Origin of the sequence: Flavobacterium sp. CFBP9031, assembly GCF_034044945.1 — a bacterium.
Taxonomy (GTDB): domain Bacteria; phylum Bacteroidota; class Bacteroidia; order Flavobacteriales; family Flavobacteriaceae; genus Flavobacterium.
Genome location: NZ_JAXCWF010000014.1, coordinates 1 through 17,285 on the forward strand (window position 1 = coordinate 1; position 17,285 = coordinate 17,285).

The window sequence follows — 17,285 nt, forward strand, 5'->3', positions numbered from 1 at the left end:
ATTTTAGATTTTAGATTTTAGATTTTAGATTTTAGATTTTAGATTTTAGTTTTTAGATTTTAGATTTTAGATTTTAGATTTTAGATTTTAGATTTTAGATTTTAGATTTTAGATTTTAGATTTTAGATTTTAGATTTTCTAAAAAGTCGCTTCGCTCCTTTTGGAGTTTGGGATTTCAAAAAATTGGATTTTCAAGAATCTTTTATTTCTTAATCTGATCCAAAATATCGTTCATCATCTCGATTTGCACTTTCTGAATTTCGATTAATTCTTGCTGCTGATGCATAATTAAATGATCAATTTTATCATGAATTAATCTAATCTCCAATTCCGATTTCAGGTTGATCATAAAATCTTTTTTAGCGCGATTACGATCTTTTTCTTCCTGACGGTTTTGACTCATCATAATAACCGGCGCCTGCAAAGCGGCTACGCAAGAAAGTATTAAATTTAAAAGAATGAACGGATAGGGATCAAAACCTTTGTTTAGAAAAATATAAACATTTGAAGCAATCCAAATCGTAATGAAAACAACAAACGAAATAATAAAAGTCCAGCTCCCACCAAAATCAGCTACTTTATCGGCCACTTTTTGTCCTAAGTTTCTAGCTTCTTCCTCCTCTTCTACAATGCTTACAATCGATTTATCTTCTTTTAGTGAAGAAATGACATTTTTTTCCATTGCCGAAAGTGCTCCTATTTCGGTAGAGAGATAATTCGAAATGTATTTCTGGCGGTAGACATTCAATTCATTTATAGAAATGCAATCTTCAGCATTAAAATCGGGATATTCCTTTTTAATCAATCCCAAAATAGGATCATGAATTGCTCTTCCATAAATTTTCTCATTTTCATTAAAAGAGATCCCAGAAATTGCACTCGTAAATGTTGGCTTATTTTTCATTTTTAGTATATTTTGAAAGCTAATTTACGCAATTAACTTCTTAAGAATTGTATAAATAAGAACCGTTTAGAATTTGCTTTTTATCACAAATCAAACCTTTCAAAGTAAATTTCTTTCGTTAAATCGTGATTTTATTTCCAAAAAACGCCTTACTTTTAACGTTCCAAAATTATTCATTCATTTTTACCATTGTGACAAAAGACAATATCATACAAAATATAAGAGCTTTAAAGAGCCACTCACACATAAATTACGGTATTAAAACCAAAACGGAAGACTTTACAGAAAAGCTTTTTTACACGCTTTTTGATTCGAATGCGGCACTTGACGAAAGCATTGATGAACTAGAGTTTCGCTTTAAAGAAATTGCGGTTTTGGCTTGTAAAAAACCTCAAAATTTATGCGAATCTATCTGGGATCGCTTTTTGGAGAAGCTTCCTGGAGTTTTAGAAAAACTAAATCAAGATGCCGAATATATTCTTGAAAACGATCCTGCATCAAACAGCATTGATGAAGTCTACTTGGGTTACCCAGGCTTTTATGCCATTGCAATTTACAGACTTAGTCACGAATTATATCATTTAGATTTATTGTTATTCTCTCGATTAATGAGCGAATACGCACATAGAATTACAGGTACAGATATTCACGCAGGAGCCGATATCGCATCGCCATTTTTTATTGATCACGCGACCGGTATTGTAATTGGTGAAACTACAGTTATCAAAAAACATGTAAAAATCTATCAAGGTGTTACGCTTGGTGCATTAAGCGTAAGCAAAGACATGAAAAATGCAAAAAGGCATCCGACCGTTGAAGCCAATGTCTGCATTTATGCCAATGCAACAATTCTGGGCGGAGAAACTGTAATTGGAAAAAACAGTGTTGTTGGAGGAAATGCATGGGTTACCAAATCTATTCCAGAAGATTCTATCGTTTTAAACACCACTACGACTGACGTTAAAATAAAAGAAAAAAAATAACATGAATTCACATAAATTATTAAATCTAATTGGCAATACTCCTTTGATGGAAACGGTCAATCTAGTTAAAAATAAAAATGTAAAACTTTTACTGAAACTAGAAGGAAATAATCCTGGAGGAAGCGTAAAAGATAGAGCGGCATACAATATGATTGCTGCAGCATTAGAAAGAGGCGATATCAAAAAAGGAGATAAATTAATTGAAGCAACCAGCGGAAATACTGGAATTGCGCTTGCTATGATTGCTCAGTTATTTGGCATTGAAATCGAACTGGTTTTACCCGAAGATTCTACCAAAGAACGTACTCAAACTATGCGTGCTTATGGCGCTACAGTTATTCTTACGCCTGCAAGCGAAGGAATTATTGGTTCTAGAGATTATGCCGATAAAAAAGTAGCGCAAGGAGGCTATTTAATGCTGAACCAGTTTGCTAATGATGATAACTGGAAAGCGCATTACAAAACAACAGGGCCTGAAATTTGGAATGATACTGACGGAACGGTAACGCATTTCGTTTCGGCAATGGGAACAACAGGAACTATTATCGGGACTTCTACTTATTTGAAAGAAAAAAATCCAAATGTTCAGATCGTTGGCGCACAGCCAAGTGATGGTTCTCAGATTCCTGGAATCCGTAAATGGCCACAGGAATATCTTCCTAAAATATTTGATGCTTCTAAAGTGGATACTGTTGTAGATGTGAGCGAAGAAGAAGCACGAGAAATGACCAAAAGATTAGCGCTAGAAGAAGGTGTTTTTGCAGGAATGAGCAGCGGAGGTTCTGTTGCAGTTGCCTTAAAAATTGCAGAACAATTAGAATCTGGAGTTGTGGTTGCCGTTATCTGCGACCGTGGTGATCGTTATTTGTCTTCGGATTTATTTGACTAAAAAAGGGACAAAGGTACAGAGGCACAAAGAGACAAAGCCTCTAAACTTTCCCTAAAAAAAACTTTGTCTCTTTGTATCTCTGAAACTTTGCAACTAAAAAAAATGAACTACAGAAAACTAGGAAAAACAAACTTTAATATCTCTGAAATTTCGCTTGGCACTTGGCAAGTTGGCGGAAAATGGGGATCGGGTTTTGATGATAAAACTGCCGATGAACTTTTGAATACTGCTATTGATAATGGCGTAAACTTTATTGATACGGCCGATGTTTACGAAAATGGATTAAGCGAAACTGCTGTTGGAAGAGTGGTTCGTTCTCGTTCTGAACGTATTTTTGTTGCCACAAAATGCGGACGCCAAATTAATCCGCATGTTAATGAAGGATATACGCCAAAAGTACTTCAAAAATTTGTTGAAGACAGTTTAAAAAGAACGGGATTAGAAACACTTGATTTAATTCAGCTGCATTGTCCGCCGACTGAAGTTTACTATCGTCCAGAAATATTTGAACTTTTTGATAGACTAAAAGATCAGGGAAAAATTCTTAACCTCGGTGTAAGCGTTGAAAAAGTCGAAGAAGCTTTAAAAGCCATTGAATACTCAAACGTAACAACGGTTCAGATTATCTTCAATTTGTTTCGTCAGCGACCTTCTGAATTGTTTTTCACGGAAGCTAAAAAGAAAGATATCGGAATTATTGCCCGAGTTCCATTAGCCAGCGGACTTTTAACAGGCAAATTTGACGCAAAAACAACTTTTGACCCTCAGGATCACCGAAATTTTAATCGTAACGGAGAAGCGTTTGATAAAGGCGAAACTTTTTCTGGAATTGATTATGAATTAGGATTAAAAGCTGTTGAAGAATTAAAAGCTTTATTTCCAGAATCAAAAAATCTAGCCGCAATAGCCTTACAATGGATTTTGAGTTTTAATGAAGTAAGCTGTATTATTCCTGGAGCATCCAAAACAGAACATGTTTTATCAAATTTATCGGTTTATGACACTCCAAAATTAACTTCAGAGCAGATTTCAGCAATGAACAAAATCTATAATGACCTTATCAAACCTTCTGTTCATCAGCTTTGGTAAATCTTTACTGTTAAAATAAAAAGGCTGTCAAGAATAAAATCTTACAGCCTTATTTTTTTTTTAGAGTCTAAACGTCGAATTCTATCTTAAATTCTGCACCTTTATTTTTTCCTTCGCTAGATGCGGTCAATCGACCTTTGTTTCTTTCTATGATTTTTTTGCACAAATACAATCCGATTCCTGTCGAACCTTCGTTTGCGGTTCCTAAACGGCTCATTTTGGTGAATTTTTTAAATAATTCCTCAATCTGATTTCGATCAAAACCCATTCCGTAATCTTTTACCGTCATAATCAATTTTGAATCTGCAGAAAAGATTCTGACTTTAATTTTGCTATCAAAATAAGAGAACTTAACGGCGTTGCTTATTAGATTTACCAACACTTGAACCAAAAGCCCCTCGTCTATTTTCAGTTTTGCTTCATTACATTCCAAAACCAAATCCATTTTTATATTTTTATCCAACAAACGCTGTTCAACTTGTTCGTTAATAAAAGGCACAATATTCGAAAACAAAACCGCCTTCACTTCTGGGTTTACTTTTACAACATCATCTTGTTCTTTTAGCAATTTGATGAAATTTTCAATGTATCTAAATTGCAGTTCAGTCGATTCGCAAATTAGCTCAGCCATATTTTTAACCGATTCTGATGGTTCCTCGCTTATAATAAGCTTCGCTAAACCTTGCGGATTTCCTGCAAAATTTTTCAAATCATGCGAAAGCATATAAACCAAATCCTGTTTTTCGTTTATAAAATTCTCTGCTTCATTAATAGATTCCTGTATGTTACACAAAAGCAGACCTGCTTCGTCTGTATAATCTGTTGGCAAAGCAGCTATTTTTCTTGAATCTCTATAGTCATCTAACGCTTTTGAGGCTATAGCAATTGGCTTTATCAGTTTATTTAAAACCAAAAGCGTTATTGCCGTTGCCAGCAATGTCATAATTAAAGAAAAAACAAGAATAGAAGCTGAGGATACTTCATGCTCAAAAAATAGAACAAAAAACAAGATTCCGATTAGGGGAATATGGATACCGATAAAAGCAACAAATAAAAATTTAAAAGCATAACTTTTTTTAAGAAAGCTGATTTTTGAAAGTTTGTGATACAACTTCATAAAAAGATAAAAATAGCAGGTTAATATGTAATTTTATTGGGATTATTACGAAAACAAAATTAGCTTTTATCCCCAATTAAACTAATATTTTGAAGAATTTCTAAATTTTTTCTAAAATTAAATTTGTAAAAGTTTTCAAAGGCTTATTTTTGCGCTATGGGAAGAAAAAATACAGACAAAATTGTCTTTCATCAAATTCAAGTTCTTGATGCTGGTGCAAAAGGGGTTTCAGTAGCCAAAGCACCTGACGGAAAAGTTATCTTTATTCCGAATGTGGTACCTGGAGATGTTGTAGACGTACAGACACTAAAAAAAAGAAAAGCGTATTACGAAGGTAAAGCCGTAAAATTTCACGAATTATCTGAATATAGAGTTGAGCCAATATGCGAACATTTTGGTGTATGCGGAGGTTGCAAATGGCAAAATATGAAATACAGCCAACAACTTGCATTTAAACAAAATGAAGTTAAAAATCACTTACAAAGAATAGGAAAAATCGAACTTCCAGAATTTGAAGATATTTTAGGTTCTGAGAAACAGTTTTTCTACAGAAATAAAATGGAATTTTCTTTTTCTAACAGCCGTTGGTTAACTGAAAAAGAAATTGGAAGCACTGAAGATTTAGGGAACAGAAACGCTTTAGGTTTTCATATTCCTAAAATGTGGGATAAGATCTTAGACATCAAAAAATGTCATTTACAAGAAGATCCTTCAAATGCCATTCGTAACGAAATTAGAGCTTTTGCAAACGAACATAATTTAGCTTTTTTTAATCCGAGAGAACATTCTGGATTATTAAGAACGGTTATGATTCGTACGGTTTCTACTGGAGAAATCATGGTTTTGATTCAGTTTTTTGAAGAAGACAAAGAAAACCGAGAATTAATTCTTGACCATTTATACGAGAAATTCCCTCAAATTACTTCATTACAATATGTTGTAAACGGAAAACCAAACGATACAATTTACGATCAGGATGTAATCCTTTACAAAGGAAGAAACTACATTTTGGAAGAAATGGAAGGTTTAAAATTTAGCATTAATGCTAAATCGTTCTACCAAACCAACTCTGATCAAGCTTACGAATTGTATAAAATAACAAGAGATTTTGCTGGACTTACAGGAAATGAAGTAGTTTATGACTTATATACAGGAACTGGAACCATTGCACAGTTCGTTTCTAAAAAAGCAAAAAAAGTAATTGGAGTAGAAAGTGTTCCTGAAGCTATTATTGATGCTAAAGCCAATGCAGAACGCAATAATATTACAAATTGCGAGTTTTTTGTTGGTGACATGAAGGTAGTCTTTAATGAAGCTTTTATTGCACAGCACGGAAAACCAGACGTTATTATTACAGACCCGCCTCGTGACGGAATGCATAAAGATGTTGTAGAGCAAATTTTAAAAATTGCTCCTAAAAAAGTGGTTTATGTAAGCTGTAATTCTGCAACTCAAGCGCGTGATCTAGCTTTAATGGATGAAAAATACAAAGTAACTCGTGTGCGCCCTGTAGATATGTTTCCGCAGACACATCATGTTGAAAATGTTGTACTTTTAGAACTTCGATAAAAAATACATGAAAAAATTAATCTCTCTTTTACTGCTCTTCACTTTCGGCTTATCTAGCTGCGAGAAAGATGATATCTGCGATGCCAATACACCAACTACACCAAGATTGGTTATGACATTTTATGATATTTCTAGTCCGACGAAAACAAAAAATGTTACCAACTTAAAAGTTATTGGTGACGGAATGGAAGAAGGGATTGTTTTTAATGAAAGTCTCGCAGAAGATGATTCATTGAGATATGTAACCAGCGGAAGTACTGTATCAATTCCGTTAAAGGTAAATGACACTACAGCAACCTTTAAGTTTATTTACAGCTCTTTAAGCACCACAGCTATCAATACTGATGTTATTAAATTTAACTATAACACACAAAATGTATACGTTTCGAGAGCTTGTGGCTTTAAAACTATTTTTCAGCTAAAAAACATTCTGCCTTTTGTACATACTGATCCAGACGGAGATACGTTTTGGATGACCGAAGTTGATTTAGAAAACCCTAACATTGAATCTGAAAATGAAACACACATTAAAGTTTATTTCTAGTCTTTCATTATTGTTTTCAATGTTTTTAGGTTATGCGCAGGATGTTCCTGAGATTTCTAAAAATTTGAAGGACACAATAGCGACTAAAAAGCCAAAAACAGAAACTGTAAAAACGGCAAAACCAGAAATTCAGGAAGCTCAAGCTCCAATAGATAGCGTTATAAAAACAGACCGTTACGGACTTCGTGTTGGTGTTGATTTGTACAAACTTACTCGTGGCCTTTATGACAAAGATTATAAAGGAGTAGAATTTGTTGGAGACTGGCGATTAACCAAAAAGTATTTCTTAGCGGCAGAATTAGGCTACGAAGATAAAACTACAGAAGATGACCGTTTGACTTCTTCTGCTAACGGAACTTATATAAAAGCAGGTTTTGACTATAATTTTTATCAAAACTGGCTTGATATGGAAAACCTTATCACAATAGGAATGCGTGGCGGATTTAGTAGTTTTGCGCAAGAATTGCATAGCTATAAGATCTATAACCCGAATCCGTATTGGGGAGAATTACCTCCAATAGCAACAGACAATAAATATAGCGGACTTACCGCTACTTGGATCGAAGTTGCATTAGGACTAAAAGCCCAAGTTGTGAAAAATGTATTTGTTGGTTTCGGTGTTCAGCTTAAACTTCTGACTTCTAATAAAGAACCAAATAATTTCGAAAACCTTTATATTCCAGGTTTTAACAGAACTTATGACGGAAGTTTTGGAATTGGTTTCAACTACACAGTTTCCTACTTTATTCCGATTTATAAGAAAAAAACAATGGCATCTGAAACAGTAAAAAAAGAAGAGCCTAAGAAGAAAAAATAGTTTTTTTTTAAGGTTCTAAGATGCTAAGACTCTAAGATACTAAGTTTAAAAAAAAGCGGTAAATTCAAGTTGAATTTACCGCTTTTTTATGTTGTTAAGATTAAAAACTTAGAACCTTAGTATCTCAGAATCTTAGCATCTTTTTTAAGTTAACTGAAAATTAATCGCTGCTTGTGTATGTATTAAAGTTGTATCAAAAATAGGGACAATTAAATCTCCTTCTTTTATTACTAGCGGAATTTCGGTGCATCCTAAAATAATGCCTTCTGCTCCATTTTTGATTAATTCATTTGCAATTTCAAGATAACGCTTTTTCGTTTCTTCAGTTGCAATTCCCCTTCCCAATTCTTCGAAAATGGTGTAATGAATAAAATCTTTGTCAGCTTCGCTTATTGGTATTATTGCTTCAATTCCTTTCTGAGCAAGTTTATCTTTAAAGAAATCCAATTCCATTGTGAATTTTGTTCCCAGTAAACCTACTTTTTTCAAGTCTTTTTTCTGAATTTCAACCGCTGTTTCTTCGGCAATATGAATAAGTGGAAGTCCAATAGCTTGCTGCAGTTTGTCTGCAATTAAATGCATCGTATTGGCACATAAAACAATAGCTTCTGCCCCGCCCGATTTTAAAACTTCTGCCGCTTTTAAAAGCATATTAAAAGTAGAATCCCAGTCGTTGGCATCGTTATTCTTTTTAATATCGGCATAATTAAAAGAGTAGATTAGACATTCAGAGAAATTTAGTCCGCCGAGTTTTTCATTAATTCCTTTATTAATTAAAGTATAATAATCAGATGTAGAAACCCAGCTGATTCCGCCAATAAGTCCAATTTTCCTCATATATTTTTCAAATTATCCGATTTCTTTAATTCCTTTTATAAAAAGCCACTTCATAAAAAGCTTTTCACCGTCTTTAGTTCTTACCGCTTGAAATTTAGGCCCAATAATAGTTCCAATTACAAATGCCGTCATCGGAATCCAAATTCCAGTTAATCCCGTGTAAGCCGCAATCAAATATCTAAATAAAAGAAATAAAATTGCAAAAGCAGCCAATTGGTATAAAAAAGCGCGTAGTTGTAGTTTTGACATTTTTTTTGAATTGCTAAGGTTCTGAGAGGCTAAGAGGCTAAGTTTTTTTCCTTGCAACTTATATATTCTTTAGAACCTTAATATTTATTTAAAATTATTCTTTTTCCCATTTTACTAAAACTCTTAGCATCTTAGAATCTTAGAGACTTAGTATCTCAGAATCTTAGAATCTTAGTATCTTAGAGACTTAGACTTGAAACTTCGTTCTCTTGCTTCCTTCGTACATTTCGTATTTTACCAAACGTGCTTCAAGGCTTCCGTTAAAAAGTTTGATTTTTCTAGAAGGTTTTAATCCGACGAATTTTAAGGCTTCAAGGTTGGCTGTAATAAACCAAGCGTTTGTTCCTGGATAATTCTTCTTTAAAGTATCTCCAATACTAGCGTAGAATTTTTCCATATGAATATCCAAACGCTCATCGTAAGGCGGATTGAAAACAATATGCAGTTTACCTTCCGTTTCTTTTTCTGTATCAAAAAAGTTCTCTTCGTAAATTTTAATGTAATCTTCTAAATTAGCATTTCTAATATTGTCTTTCGCTTTGCTTACAGCACTTGGCGCTTTATCAAAACCTTTAATTGTATAATGAAACTCTCTTGTTTTTTTCATTAAACTGTCAACAATCATATCAAATAAATCATTGTCCCAATCTTTCCATTTTTCAAAAGCAAACTCTTTTCTGTTAATGTTTGCTGGAATATTGCAGGCAATCATAGCTGCTTCTGCCAAGAAAGTTCCAGAACCGCACATAGGATCCAAGAAATCACTTTGTCCATCCCAACCAGATAATAAAAGAATTCCAGCTGCCAAAACTTCATTAATAGGGGCAATATTGGTAGCCGTTCTGTAACCACGCTGATGAAGTGAAGCTCCGGAAGTATCTAAAGAAACCGAAACCTGATCTTTGTCAATATGAATATTAATACGCAAATCTGGATACTGCTTATCAATACTTGGACGCTGTCCTGTTCTTTCTCTAAACTGATCTACAATCGCATCTTTACATTTCTGAGAAATAAATTCAGAATGATTGAAATAAGTCGAATGCACCGTGCTATCAATAACAAAAGTCTGATTCGCATTTAAGTATTTAGACCAGTTTATCCCCAAAATTCCTTTGTACAAAGCCTGTTCATTGTTAGCTCTAAAAGAATAAATCGGTTTTAAAACTTTAAGCGCAGTACGCAAAGACAAATTGGCTTTGTACATAAAACCTTTATCTCCTTTAAAGCTTACCATTCTCACACCTTTTTCAACATCTTGAGCGCCAAGTGTGCGTAATTCTTTTTCTAATATTTCTTCAAAGCCAAAAAAACATTTGGCAATCATTTTAAAATTTTCTTCCATTTCTTTTTCAATTAAAAAAAGCCAATCGCTATAACATTTTATTATACTGTTATAAATACGTATCGTAGCGAAATAGTTATTTTTCGGCAAAAATACACTAAATTTGCCGGACTTTTGAATTAATTGAAATAGAATAAATGTCTGTAAAACATAACGCACCAATCCAAAATCAAGAAGACGACAATCAAAACTGGTATTCTTCGTGGTTTGACACGCCATATTATCATATTCTTTACAAGGATCGTAATTATCGTGAAGCTCAGGTTTTCATGGACAATTTAACGCATTATCTTAACTTGCCCGAGAAAGCCAAAGTATTGGATTTAGCGTGCGGAAAAGGCCGTCATTCTATTTATTTAAATCAATTAGGCTACGATGTTTTAGGCGCAGATTTGTCTGAAAACAGCATCGCCGAAGCTAGCAAAAACAGCAATGAAACCCTTCATTTTAAAGTGCACGACATGCGCGAACCTTTTGAAGAAAAGTTTGATGCTATTTTCAATCTTTTTACCAGTTTTGGCTATTTTGAAAGCGACGAAGACAATCTGACCACTTTAAAAGCAATTAAAGAAAGCTTATCAGAATACGGTTTTGCTGTGATCGATTTCATGAATGTACCCAACGTTATTGAAAATCTTGTTCCCGAAGAAGTAAAAACAGTTGACGAAATAGATTTTCACATCAAAAGATACGTTGAAGACGGACATATTTTTAAAGAAATTGATTTTGAAGACCAAGGCAGAAAATATCATTTTACAGAAAAAGTAAAAGCACTAACTTTGAAAGACTTTCAGGATTTAATGGACGAGGCTGGAATTTTTCTTTTAGACATTTTTGGAGACTACAAACTCAAAAAGTTCCATAAAACCGAAAGCGAAAGATTAATCATGATTTTTAAGTAAATTAGTTAATCGTTTATTTGTTGAACCGTTTAATCGGTAAGCAAAAAACGATTAAACAAATCAACGGTTAAACAAATACAAATGAACTATTTATTACCCTTATTTTCTGTACTTTTAGGATATGGCGTGGCTTTATTTATAAAACCAGAAAACAAAAATAATTTAAAATTACTACTCGCATTTAGCGGTTCTTTTTTATTATCGTTAACCGTAATGCATCTTCTTCCAGATGTTTACGAATCACACAATCATAATATCGGAATCTTTATAATGGTCGGAATTTTATTCCAGATTGTACTTGAATTTTTCTCAAAAGGTGCCGAACATGGACATGTTCACGGACACGCAAAAATGTCTCAAATTCCATGGCTTTTATTTATCAGCCTTTGCATTCACGCCTTTTTAGAAGGATTTCCTGTAAGCCACCATCATGGTTTAGCAGTAGGAATTGCCATTCATCATCTGCCAATTGCGGTTATCTTAACCACATTTTTCATCAATGCAGATTTAAACAAAAAAGCCATTTTTGCCTTCATGCTGACCTTTGCCATCATGACCCCACTCGGAACTGTAGCTTCAGAATATTTGCCCTTCTTAAGTAAATATTACACCGAAATAACAGCAATCGTAATAGGTATTTTATTCCACATTTCCTCAACCATCATTTTTGAAAGCAGCGAAGGACACAAATTCAACATTGCCAAAGTTTCTATGATCGTTCTAGGAATTTTATTGGCATTCTTTTTATAATCTGGGCGTGCCCAAATTTCCAAAAGGCGCAATTTAACAAACCGCTTATGTGCGCCTTTCGCAAATTCGGTCGGGCTATTCGCATTACTTCGGTAATTTGCTCCTATCCCTCACGCAAGAAAAAGTTTCAAGTTTCAGGTTTCAAGTTTTACTCTCGCGTGTCAGGCTGAGCGAAGTCGAAGCCCAGTGAAAAATTATCTAATTATCAAATTGACTAATTATCTAATTCCTTAATTCCCCACCCTCTTCTTCTCGTCCTGATTTCCGAAAGCACGTTCTTTCACATTAATCTTTTTATTTCCGAAATTGTAAACCAAAGACAAACGCACAAAACGATTACTTTCATTTTGGCTATAAACCTGTTTTACGCCATTTACAACCGAAGTGAAATCTTTCAAATAAGAAGTATTAAAAATATCATTAGCCAAAAATGCAATCTGAAGCGTTTTATTCAACAAATCCTGTTTAAAACCAATATCAAAACTTGATGCATAACCAATCTCATACAAACCACTTTTAAAAGGTGAACTATAATTAAAATCAATTTGAAGTTTACTGCTTTTCCCTAGTATAAAAGTATTATTCGTCGTAAAATCAATCTGTAAACTATTTGATGGCGTTGCATTAATATCTTTTACAAACTCCGTCTTAGCGCCTAAAAAGTACAAAGTATTTTCACTCTGCCACCAATCTGCAAAACTTGCAGAATAACTTTCTCCCAAACCGTAATTCAAACCTTTATAATAGTTCTCGCGGGTTACAATCTGCGTATTCGTTTCTGGGTTTGAAGTAAAAACAACTCCATATCCATTTGTAATCGCATTTACAAAAATGCTTGTTCTTAAAACCTCTTTATAAGAATGCGCCAATTCAAAATTATCACTAAATGAAGGCTTTAAAAACGGATTTCCTTCAGAATAACTGTTACTATTAATATAAACTCTAAATGGATTCAGCAAATCAAAACGTGGTCGGTTGATTCTTTTTCCATAATTCAGACTAAAAGTATTGTTCTCATTTTTCTTGTACGAAGCATAAAAAGTTGGAAACAACTTCAAATAATCATTTACATTTTCCTGATTCATGGTTTCAGAGAATCCGCTTGTTTGTGTGTTCTCCAATCGTAAACCCATTTGCAGATTCCATTTTTCATTTAGCTTTTTATCTCCATTAATATAAAACGCCTGATTATTTTCAGTGTATTTAAATTGGTTTGACTGACTAGGATCTAATTCTGGAGTTCCAGTTATAGTATTGTAAAAAACCACATCGCTTATGCTGTTTGTAAAACTCATTTTCGCACCATAAGACAAATTAAAAGTTTCAAACGGATGTTCCATATCTGCCTTAAAACTCCAGTTATCAATATCTTGATTGGAAATATTTCTTCCCGCCTGATTGACATCAATAAATTCCATATCTGGATTATAATTGTTCGCTATAAAATCTCTATCAAATTTTGAGCTGTAATTGAAATAATCCACATCAAAAGACAATTTCTTTTTTGAATCAAATTTAGTGATCAAATGCGCATTATAAGTCTGATTTTTAGAACCTTTATCTGTAAAACTTTTATTCAATGTAACCTGCTGCAACTCGTTTTGCGTATTGTACTTTTCAATTCTAATATCCGATCCAAAATCAGGATTATTTCTGTCATTCATAAACTGAAAACCAATCGTTGAGCGTTCAGACAAATCATAGTCTAATGCCAATTTTCCTGAAAAATTCTCATTTTTAACTTTTGTATCGGCGTACATTGTAGAAAATCCATCAGGAAAATACATATCTAAATTCTCTTTAGAGTTTTTATAACCCGTTTTACCATTCACGCTTGCCGAAAATCTAAACTTATTTTTGCTATAGAAGAAATTATCTCTCAAAGTGTAAATTCCATATTTATTCTGATCGTAAGAAACTGTAGTCGAATTTTTCCACGAATCGCGAACTCCTTTTTTCATAATAATATTAATAAGTCCACCTGTTCCATCTGCTTCATATTTTGCAGGCGGATTGCTTATAACTTCAATATTTTTGATATCTGCAGCCGAAATTGATTTCAAGAAATTGTTCAGTTCTTCGCCAGTCAATTCAATTAAACGTCCATCAATCATGACGCGCGAAGTTCCCTTTCCTAAAATGGTAATCACGTCATTTTTCACTACAACTCCAGGCGCAGTATTAATAGCACTTAAAGCATCGCCACCAGTAGTTGTTACATTGTTTTCTAGATTATAAACCAAACGATCTGTTTTCTGCTCAATAGTTTTCTTTTTAGACTGAACCACAACTTCAACTAATTTGGTTTCGTTTTCTTTTAAAATAATAGTTCCTAAATCGGTGTTTTTTTCTAGTGAAATTTCTTTTTCATAATCGGCAAAACCCAAAAGACTGATTTCAATTTTATAAGAACCATTTTTTAGGTTAATTTCAAAAGAGCCATCTTCTTTAGTCGTAGTTCCATCAATAATTTTTCCTTCTTTATTTAGTATTGAAATTTCAGCCCATTCTAAAGATTTGGTTTCACTAGCGACTTTTCCTTTTAGTATTGATTGTGCTAAACAAAATAAAGGCAATAGTAAAAAGATTAGGAGATTTAATTTTTTCATGATTTCTAATTTTAACTTGTTCGATTAATTTGAAGCAAAGTTGCCTTAGAAAATCTTCCTATGCGACCGACAAAAAAAGTCGAACCATTTTCTCAAATAGAAATTGGTTCGACATTATGTAGGCAAGGCGTTCGACTTTTTACAAACCCTTTATTTTCAACTATTTCTGTAGGCTGTTGGGGTTAAATTGGTATATTTTTTAAATGAAGTATTAAAAGAAGATTTGGAGTTAAAACCAACTTCGTACAATATTTCTAGAACAGTTAATTGATTTTTTGATTGATCTCTTAAAATTTGCATGGCTTTTTGAATGCGATATTCATTCACAAAATCAAAAAAATGCTGATCGATATGATGATTTATTAAAATAGATAAATCGCGAACAGGAATACTAATCTGATTGGCCAATTCCTGAATAGTAAGTGATGGATCGAGAAATGGTTCTTTCTCAGTCATATATTGTTTTAAAGTACTAATTTGTGTATTGATCAAATCATTTTGCTGATTTACAGCTTCTGGCTTTTCATCAATTTCTGGCAGAATATCTTTTGTTAATACTAACTTAGAATTTACACCTCTAAAAAGTTCTGGATATTTTAAAGCTTTCATTATAAACCAGCACGTTATAAATAAAGCTATAGTTCCAACAAGGACATTTGCCCACAAAAACACTTCTTTGAAACCGCTGTACCTCAATATGTTTTTTAAAAGTACAATAGAATGTGCAACAAGAAAAACGCATGTCATTTGAAAAAGCCATTTATAAGTAGAAACGCTCGGATTGGTGTAGTTTTCTAGATAAATTTCTTTGTATTTCTTCAAGATCAAAAATACACTTACAATATAAAAAACGTACTGAAATTCTATTAAAATCTGTATAAAATAGATCTCAGACATTTCATTTAAAGGACCTATAAAGTTGCCATTTACAATACTTAAATATATTCTTGGTATAAAAATTAAATTGACTATTACAAAAGGAAGCAAATGAATGAGATGTTTCCATTTTAACTTAAAGTCTGAATAACATACAGATAAAACATACAAATAAAATGATGGCATTCCCAGTAAACAGAAAGTTGCTCTAAAAATTTCTAAATTTCTGTGATCTTCTGTATACAGATAAATAAAAAAACCGCTAAGATCAATTGCCGAAAAAATAAAGAACAAAGCAAATAAGCGGTTTGCCAGTTTATTTTCTGTTTTAACGGTTAGCAGAAAAAATGCCATTAATAAGGAAACGAAAACAGAAATTCGAGCAATTCCCTGTAGTAAATCTAATTGATCCATCTATCTTTTTATATTAGACAAATATAATATTTTCGTTTTTGTAACAAAGCCACAATAAAACCGTCTTTAGAGAGAAAAAATAGAAGAAAAAAATTGATTTTAAATCTCTGAGACTTTGCAAGATTGAAATAAAATATATTAATTTTGACGAGTCTAAATAACGATAAAATGACATTTACGAAAACTACTGAACAAGCCTCAAAATATGAACATTTAGAGAAGATGTCTGTTCATGAATTGTTATCTAATATAAACCAGGAAGATAAAACTGTGCCTTATGCAGTCGAAAAAGCTTTACCACAAATAGAAGCTTTGATTCCGCAGATAGTCGACAAATTAAAACTTGGCGGCAGATTGTTTTATATTGGAGCAGGAACTTCTGGCCGACTTGGTGTTGTTGATGCTTCTGAATGTCCGCCCACTTTTGGCGTTCCTTTCGACTTAGTAAATGGCATTATTGCAGGTGGCGACACTGCAATTAGACGTGCTGTAGAAAACGCCGAAGATAATCCTACACAAGCTTGGATCGATCTTCAAAACCATAAAATCGATTCTAATGATGTTGTAATCGGAATTGCTGCTTCGGGAACAACTCCGTATGTTATCGGCGGATTAGAAACTTGTAACCAAAACAATATTATTACAGGCTGTATTACTTGTAATGCCGGAAGTCCGTTGGCATTGACGGCGCAATTTCCTATTGAAGTTGTAGTTGGGCCAGAATTTGTAACCGGAAGCTCTAGAATGAAAGCTGGAACTGCGCAGAAACTGGTTTTAAACATGATTTCAACTGCAGCTATGATTCAGTTAGGAAAAGTAAGGGGAAACAAAATGGTCGATATGCAGTTAAGCAATGTAAAACTGGTTGATCGTGGTGTAAAAATGATTATGGATGAAATTTCAGTTTCGTATGACGAAGCTTCTGAATTATTGAAAAAATATGGCAGCGTAAGAAATGCTGTCGACAATTATAAAAAATAAAAAGGCTTCTAAGTGGTTGTTTAACCGCAAAGTATACTAAGATTTACGCAAGGTTCGCAAGGTTTTTGTCCAAAACTTTGCGAACTTTGTCATTATAAAAATATAGCATATAAAAAACTTAGCGTACTTTGCGATTAAATACAAGCCAACAGCTTGCAACCTTAAAATTGAAACAAAAAAGATGGCAACAAATAAAGAATTACTAAAAAAAGGAGTGAAATATTTATCAGGCGCTCTGCCCCTAATGTTTCTTGGCCCAACATTGATTTATAATGCTTTTATGAATCAGCATACCAACTGGCATTATCTTGTTTTAGGAATTGGAATTGTGGCTTGCCTAAGTTCTATGCTTTTGATCTTTTTGGGATTGAAAATTATTATGAAAGGTATATTTAACGATTAAGAACTGA

17 protein-coding genes are annotated in these 17,285 nt (G+C 33.2%); 10 read left to right on the top strand and 7 right to left on the bottom strand.

The genetic code is table 11. From position 1 onward, the window contains the following. Positions 1–202: 202 nt before the first annotated feature. Positions 203–904: a DUF1003 domain-containing protein gene (locus SOM12_RS20260; RefSeq protein ID WP_095930940.1), complete on the bottom strand. Its 702-nt coding sequence runs from the start codon at positions 902–904 to the stop codon at positions 203–205. Positions 905–1,095: 191 nt separating this feature from the next. Between SOM12_RS20260 and epsC the strand changes: the two genes are divergently transcribed. The 3 genes from epsC (at position 1,096) to SOM12_RS20275 (ending at position 3,865) form a co-directional block, all read left to right on the top strand. Beyond that, entirely contained in the window at positions 1,096–1,887 is a 792-nt protein-coding gene (gene epsC, locus SOM12_RS20265) for a serine O-acetyltransferase EpsC (protein ID WP_095930983.1), read from the top strand. A gap of 1 nt (position 1,888) precedes the next feature. After that, positions 1,889–2,776 carry a cysteine synthase CysM gene (gene cysM / locus SOM12_RS20270; protein WP_095930941.1) on the top strand — a complete coding sequence of 296 codons (888 nt, stop codon included), beginning with the start codon at positions 1,889–1,891 and terminating at the stop codon, positions 2,774–2,776. 102 nt (positions 2,777–2,878) lie between these two features. After that, entirely contained in the window at positions 2,879–3,865 is a 987-nt protein-coding gene (locus SOM12_RS20275) for an aldo/keto reductase (protein ID WP_320495145.1), read from the top strand. Between the two features lie 67 nt (positions 3,866–3,932). On the opposite strand, the gene SOM12_RS20280 is transcribed toward SOM12_RS20275, so the two are convergent. Next, on the bottom strand, positions 3,933–4,808 hold the full coding sequence (locus SOM12_RS20280) for a HAMP domain-containing sensor histidine kinase (protein ID WP_320495146.1): 876 nt from the start codon (positions 4,806–4,808) through the stop codon (positions 3,933–3,935). A gap of 330 nt (positions 4,809–5,138) precedes the next feature. Here SOM12_RS20280 and rlmD point away from each other — a divergent pair, with 330 nt between their 5' ends. The 3 genes from rlmD to SOM12_RS20295 are packed head-to-tail and all read left to right on the top strand — an operon-like array spanning position 5,139 to position 7,912. Further along, positions 5,139–6,551, top strand: coding sequence for a 23S rRNA (uracil(1939)-C(5))-methyltransferase RlmD (gene rlmD / locus SOM12_RS20285; protein WP_095930944.1), 1,413 nt, complete (start codon positions 5,139–5,141; stop codon positions 6,549–6,551). 7 nt (positions 6,552–6,558) lie between these two features. Further along, entirely contained in the window at positions 6,559–7,095 is a 537-nt protein-coding gene (locus SOM12_RS20290) for a DUF6452 family protein (protein WP_095930945.1), read from the top strand. After that, on the top strand, positions 7,067–7,912 hold the full coding sequence (locus tag SOM12_RS20295) for a DUF6048 family protein (RefSeq protein ID WP_095930946.1): 846 nt from the start codon (positions 7,067–7,069) through the stop codon (positions 7,910–7,912). Before SOM12_RS20290 ends, SOM12_RS20295 begins: the two co-directional genes overlap by 29 nt. Positions 7,913–8,056: 144 nt before the next feature. On the opposite strand, the gene SOM12_RS20300 is transcribed toward SOM12_RS20295, so the two are convergent. From SOM12_RS20300 to SOM12_RS20310, 3 genes are all read right to left on the bottom strand, one after another. Beyond that, positions 8,057–8,749, bottom strand: coding sequence for an aspartate/glutamate racemase family protein (locus tag SOM12_RS20300; protein WP_320495149.1), 693 nt, complete (start codon positions 8,747–8,749; stop codon positions 8,057–8,059). A gap of 12 nt (positions 8,750–8,761) precedes the next feature. Next, positions 8,762–8,998: a hypothetical protein gene (locus SOM12_RS20305; RefSeq protein WP_095930948.1), complete on the bottom strand. Its 237-nt coding sequence runs from the start codon at positions 8,996–8,998 to the stop codon at positions 8,762–8,764. A gap of 187 nt (positions 8,999–9,185) precedes the next feature. Beyond that, positions 9,186–10,343, bottom strand: coding sequence for a THUMP domain-containing class I SAM-dependent RNA methyltransferase (locus SOM12_RS20310; RefSeq protein WP_095930949.1), 1,158 nt, complete (start codon positions 10,341–10,343; stop codon positions 9,186–9,188). Between the two features lie 137 nt (positions 10,344–10,480). Between SOM12_RS20310 and SOM12_RS20315 the strand changes: the two genes are divergently transcribed. Both SOM12_RS20315 and SOM12_RS20320 read left to right on the top strand, forming a co-directional pair. Then, positions 10,481–11,245, top strand: coding sequence for a class I SAM-dependent methyltransferase (locus tag SOM12_RS20315; protein ID WP_095930950.1), 765 nt, complete (start codon positions 10,481–10,483; stop codon positions 11,243–11,245). Between the two features lie 81 nt (positions 11,246–11,326). Beyond that, the gene (locus tag SOM12_RS20320) at positions 11,327–11,995 is read left to right on the top strand and encodes a ZIP family metal transporter (RefSeq protein ID WP_095930951.1); all 669 of its coding nucleotides are present in this window, start codon (positions 11,327–11,329) and stop codon (positions 11,993–11,995) included. A gap of 230 nt (positions 11,996–12,225) precedes the next feature. On the opposite strand, the gene SOM12_RS20325 is transcribed toward SOM12_RS20320, so the two are convergent. Both SOM12_RS20325 and SOM12_RS20330 read right to left on the bottom strand, forming a co-directional pair. Next, positions 12,226–14,604, bottom strand: coding sequence for a TonB-dependent receptor domain-containing protein (locus SOM12_RS20325; RefSeq protein ID WP_320495150.1), 2,379 nt, complete (start codon positions 14,602–14,604; stop codon positions 12,226–12,228). Between the two features lie 156 nt (positions 14,605–14,760). Continuing rightward, positions 14,761–15,894, bottom strand: coding sequence for a helix-turn-helix transcriptional regulator (locus SOM12_RS20330; protein ID WP_320495151.1), 1,134 nt, complete (start codon positions 15,892–15,894; stop codon positions 14,761–14,763). Between the two features lie 168 nt (positions 15,895–16,062). On the opposite strand from SOM12_RS20330, the gene murQ reads away from it, so the two are divergent. Beyond that, positions 16,063–16,875, top strand: a complete 813-nt coding sequence (murQ, locus tag SOM12_RS20335) for an N-acetylmuramic acid 6-phosphate etherase (RefSeq protein ID WP_095930954.1) — start codon at positions 16,063–16,065, stop codon at positions 16,873–16,875. A 181-nt stretch (positions 16,876–17,056) separates the two neighbouring features. Next, the gene (locus SOM12_RS20340; RefSeq protein WP_095930955.1) at positions 17,057–17,278 is read left to right on the top strand and encodes a DUF6095 family protein; all 222 of its coding nucleotides are present in this window, start codon (positions 17,057–17,059) and stop codon (positions 17,276–17,278) included. The last annotated feature ends 7 nt before the right edge of the window (positions 17,279–17,285 follow it).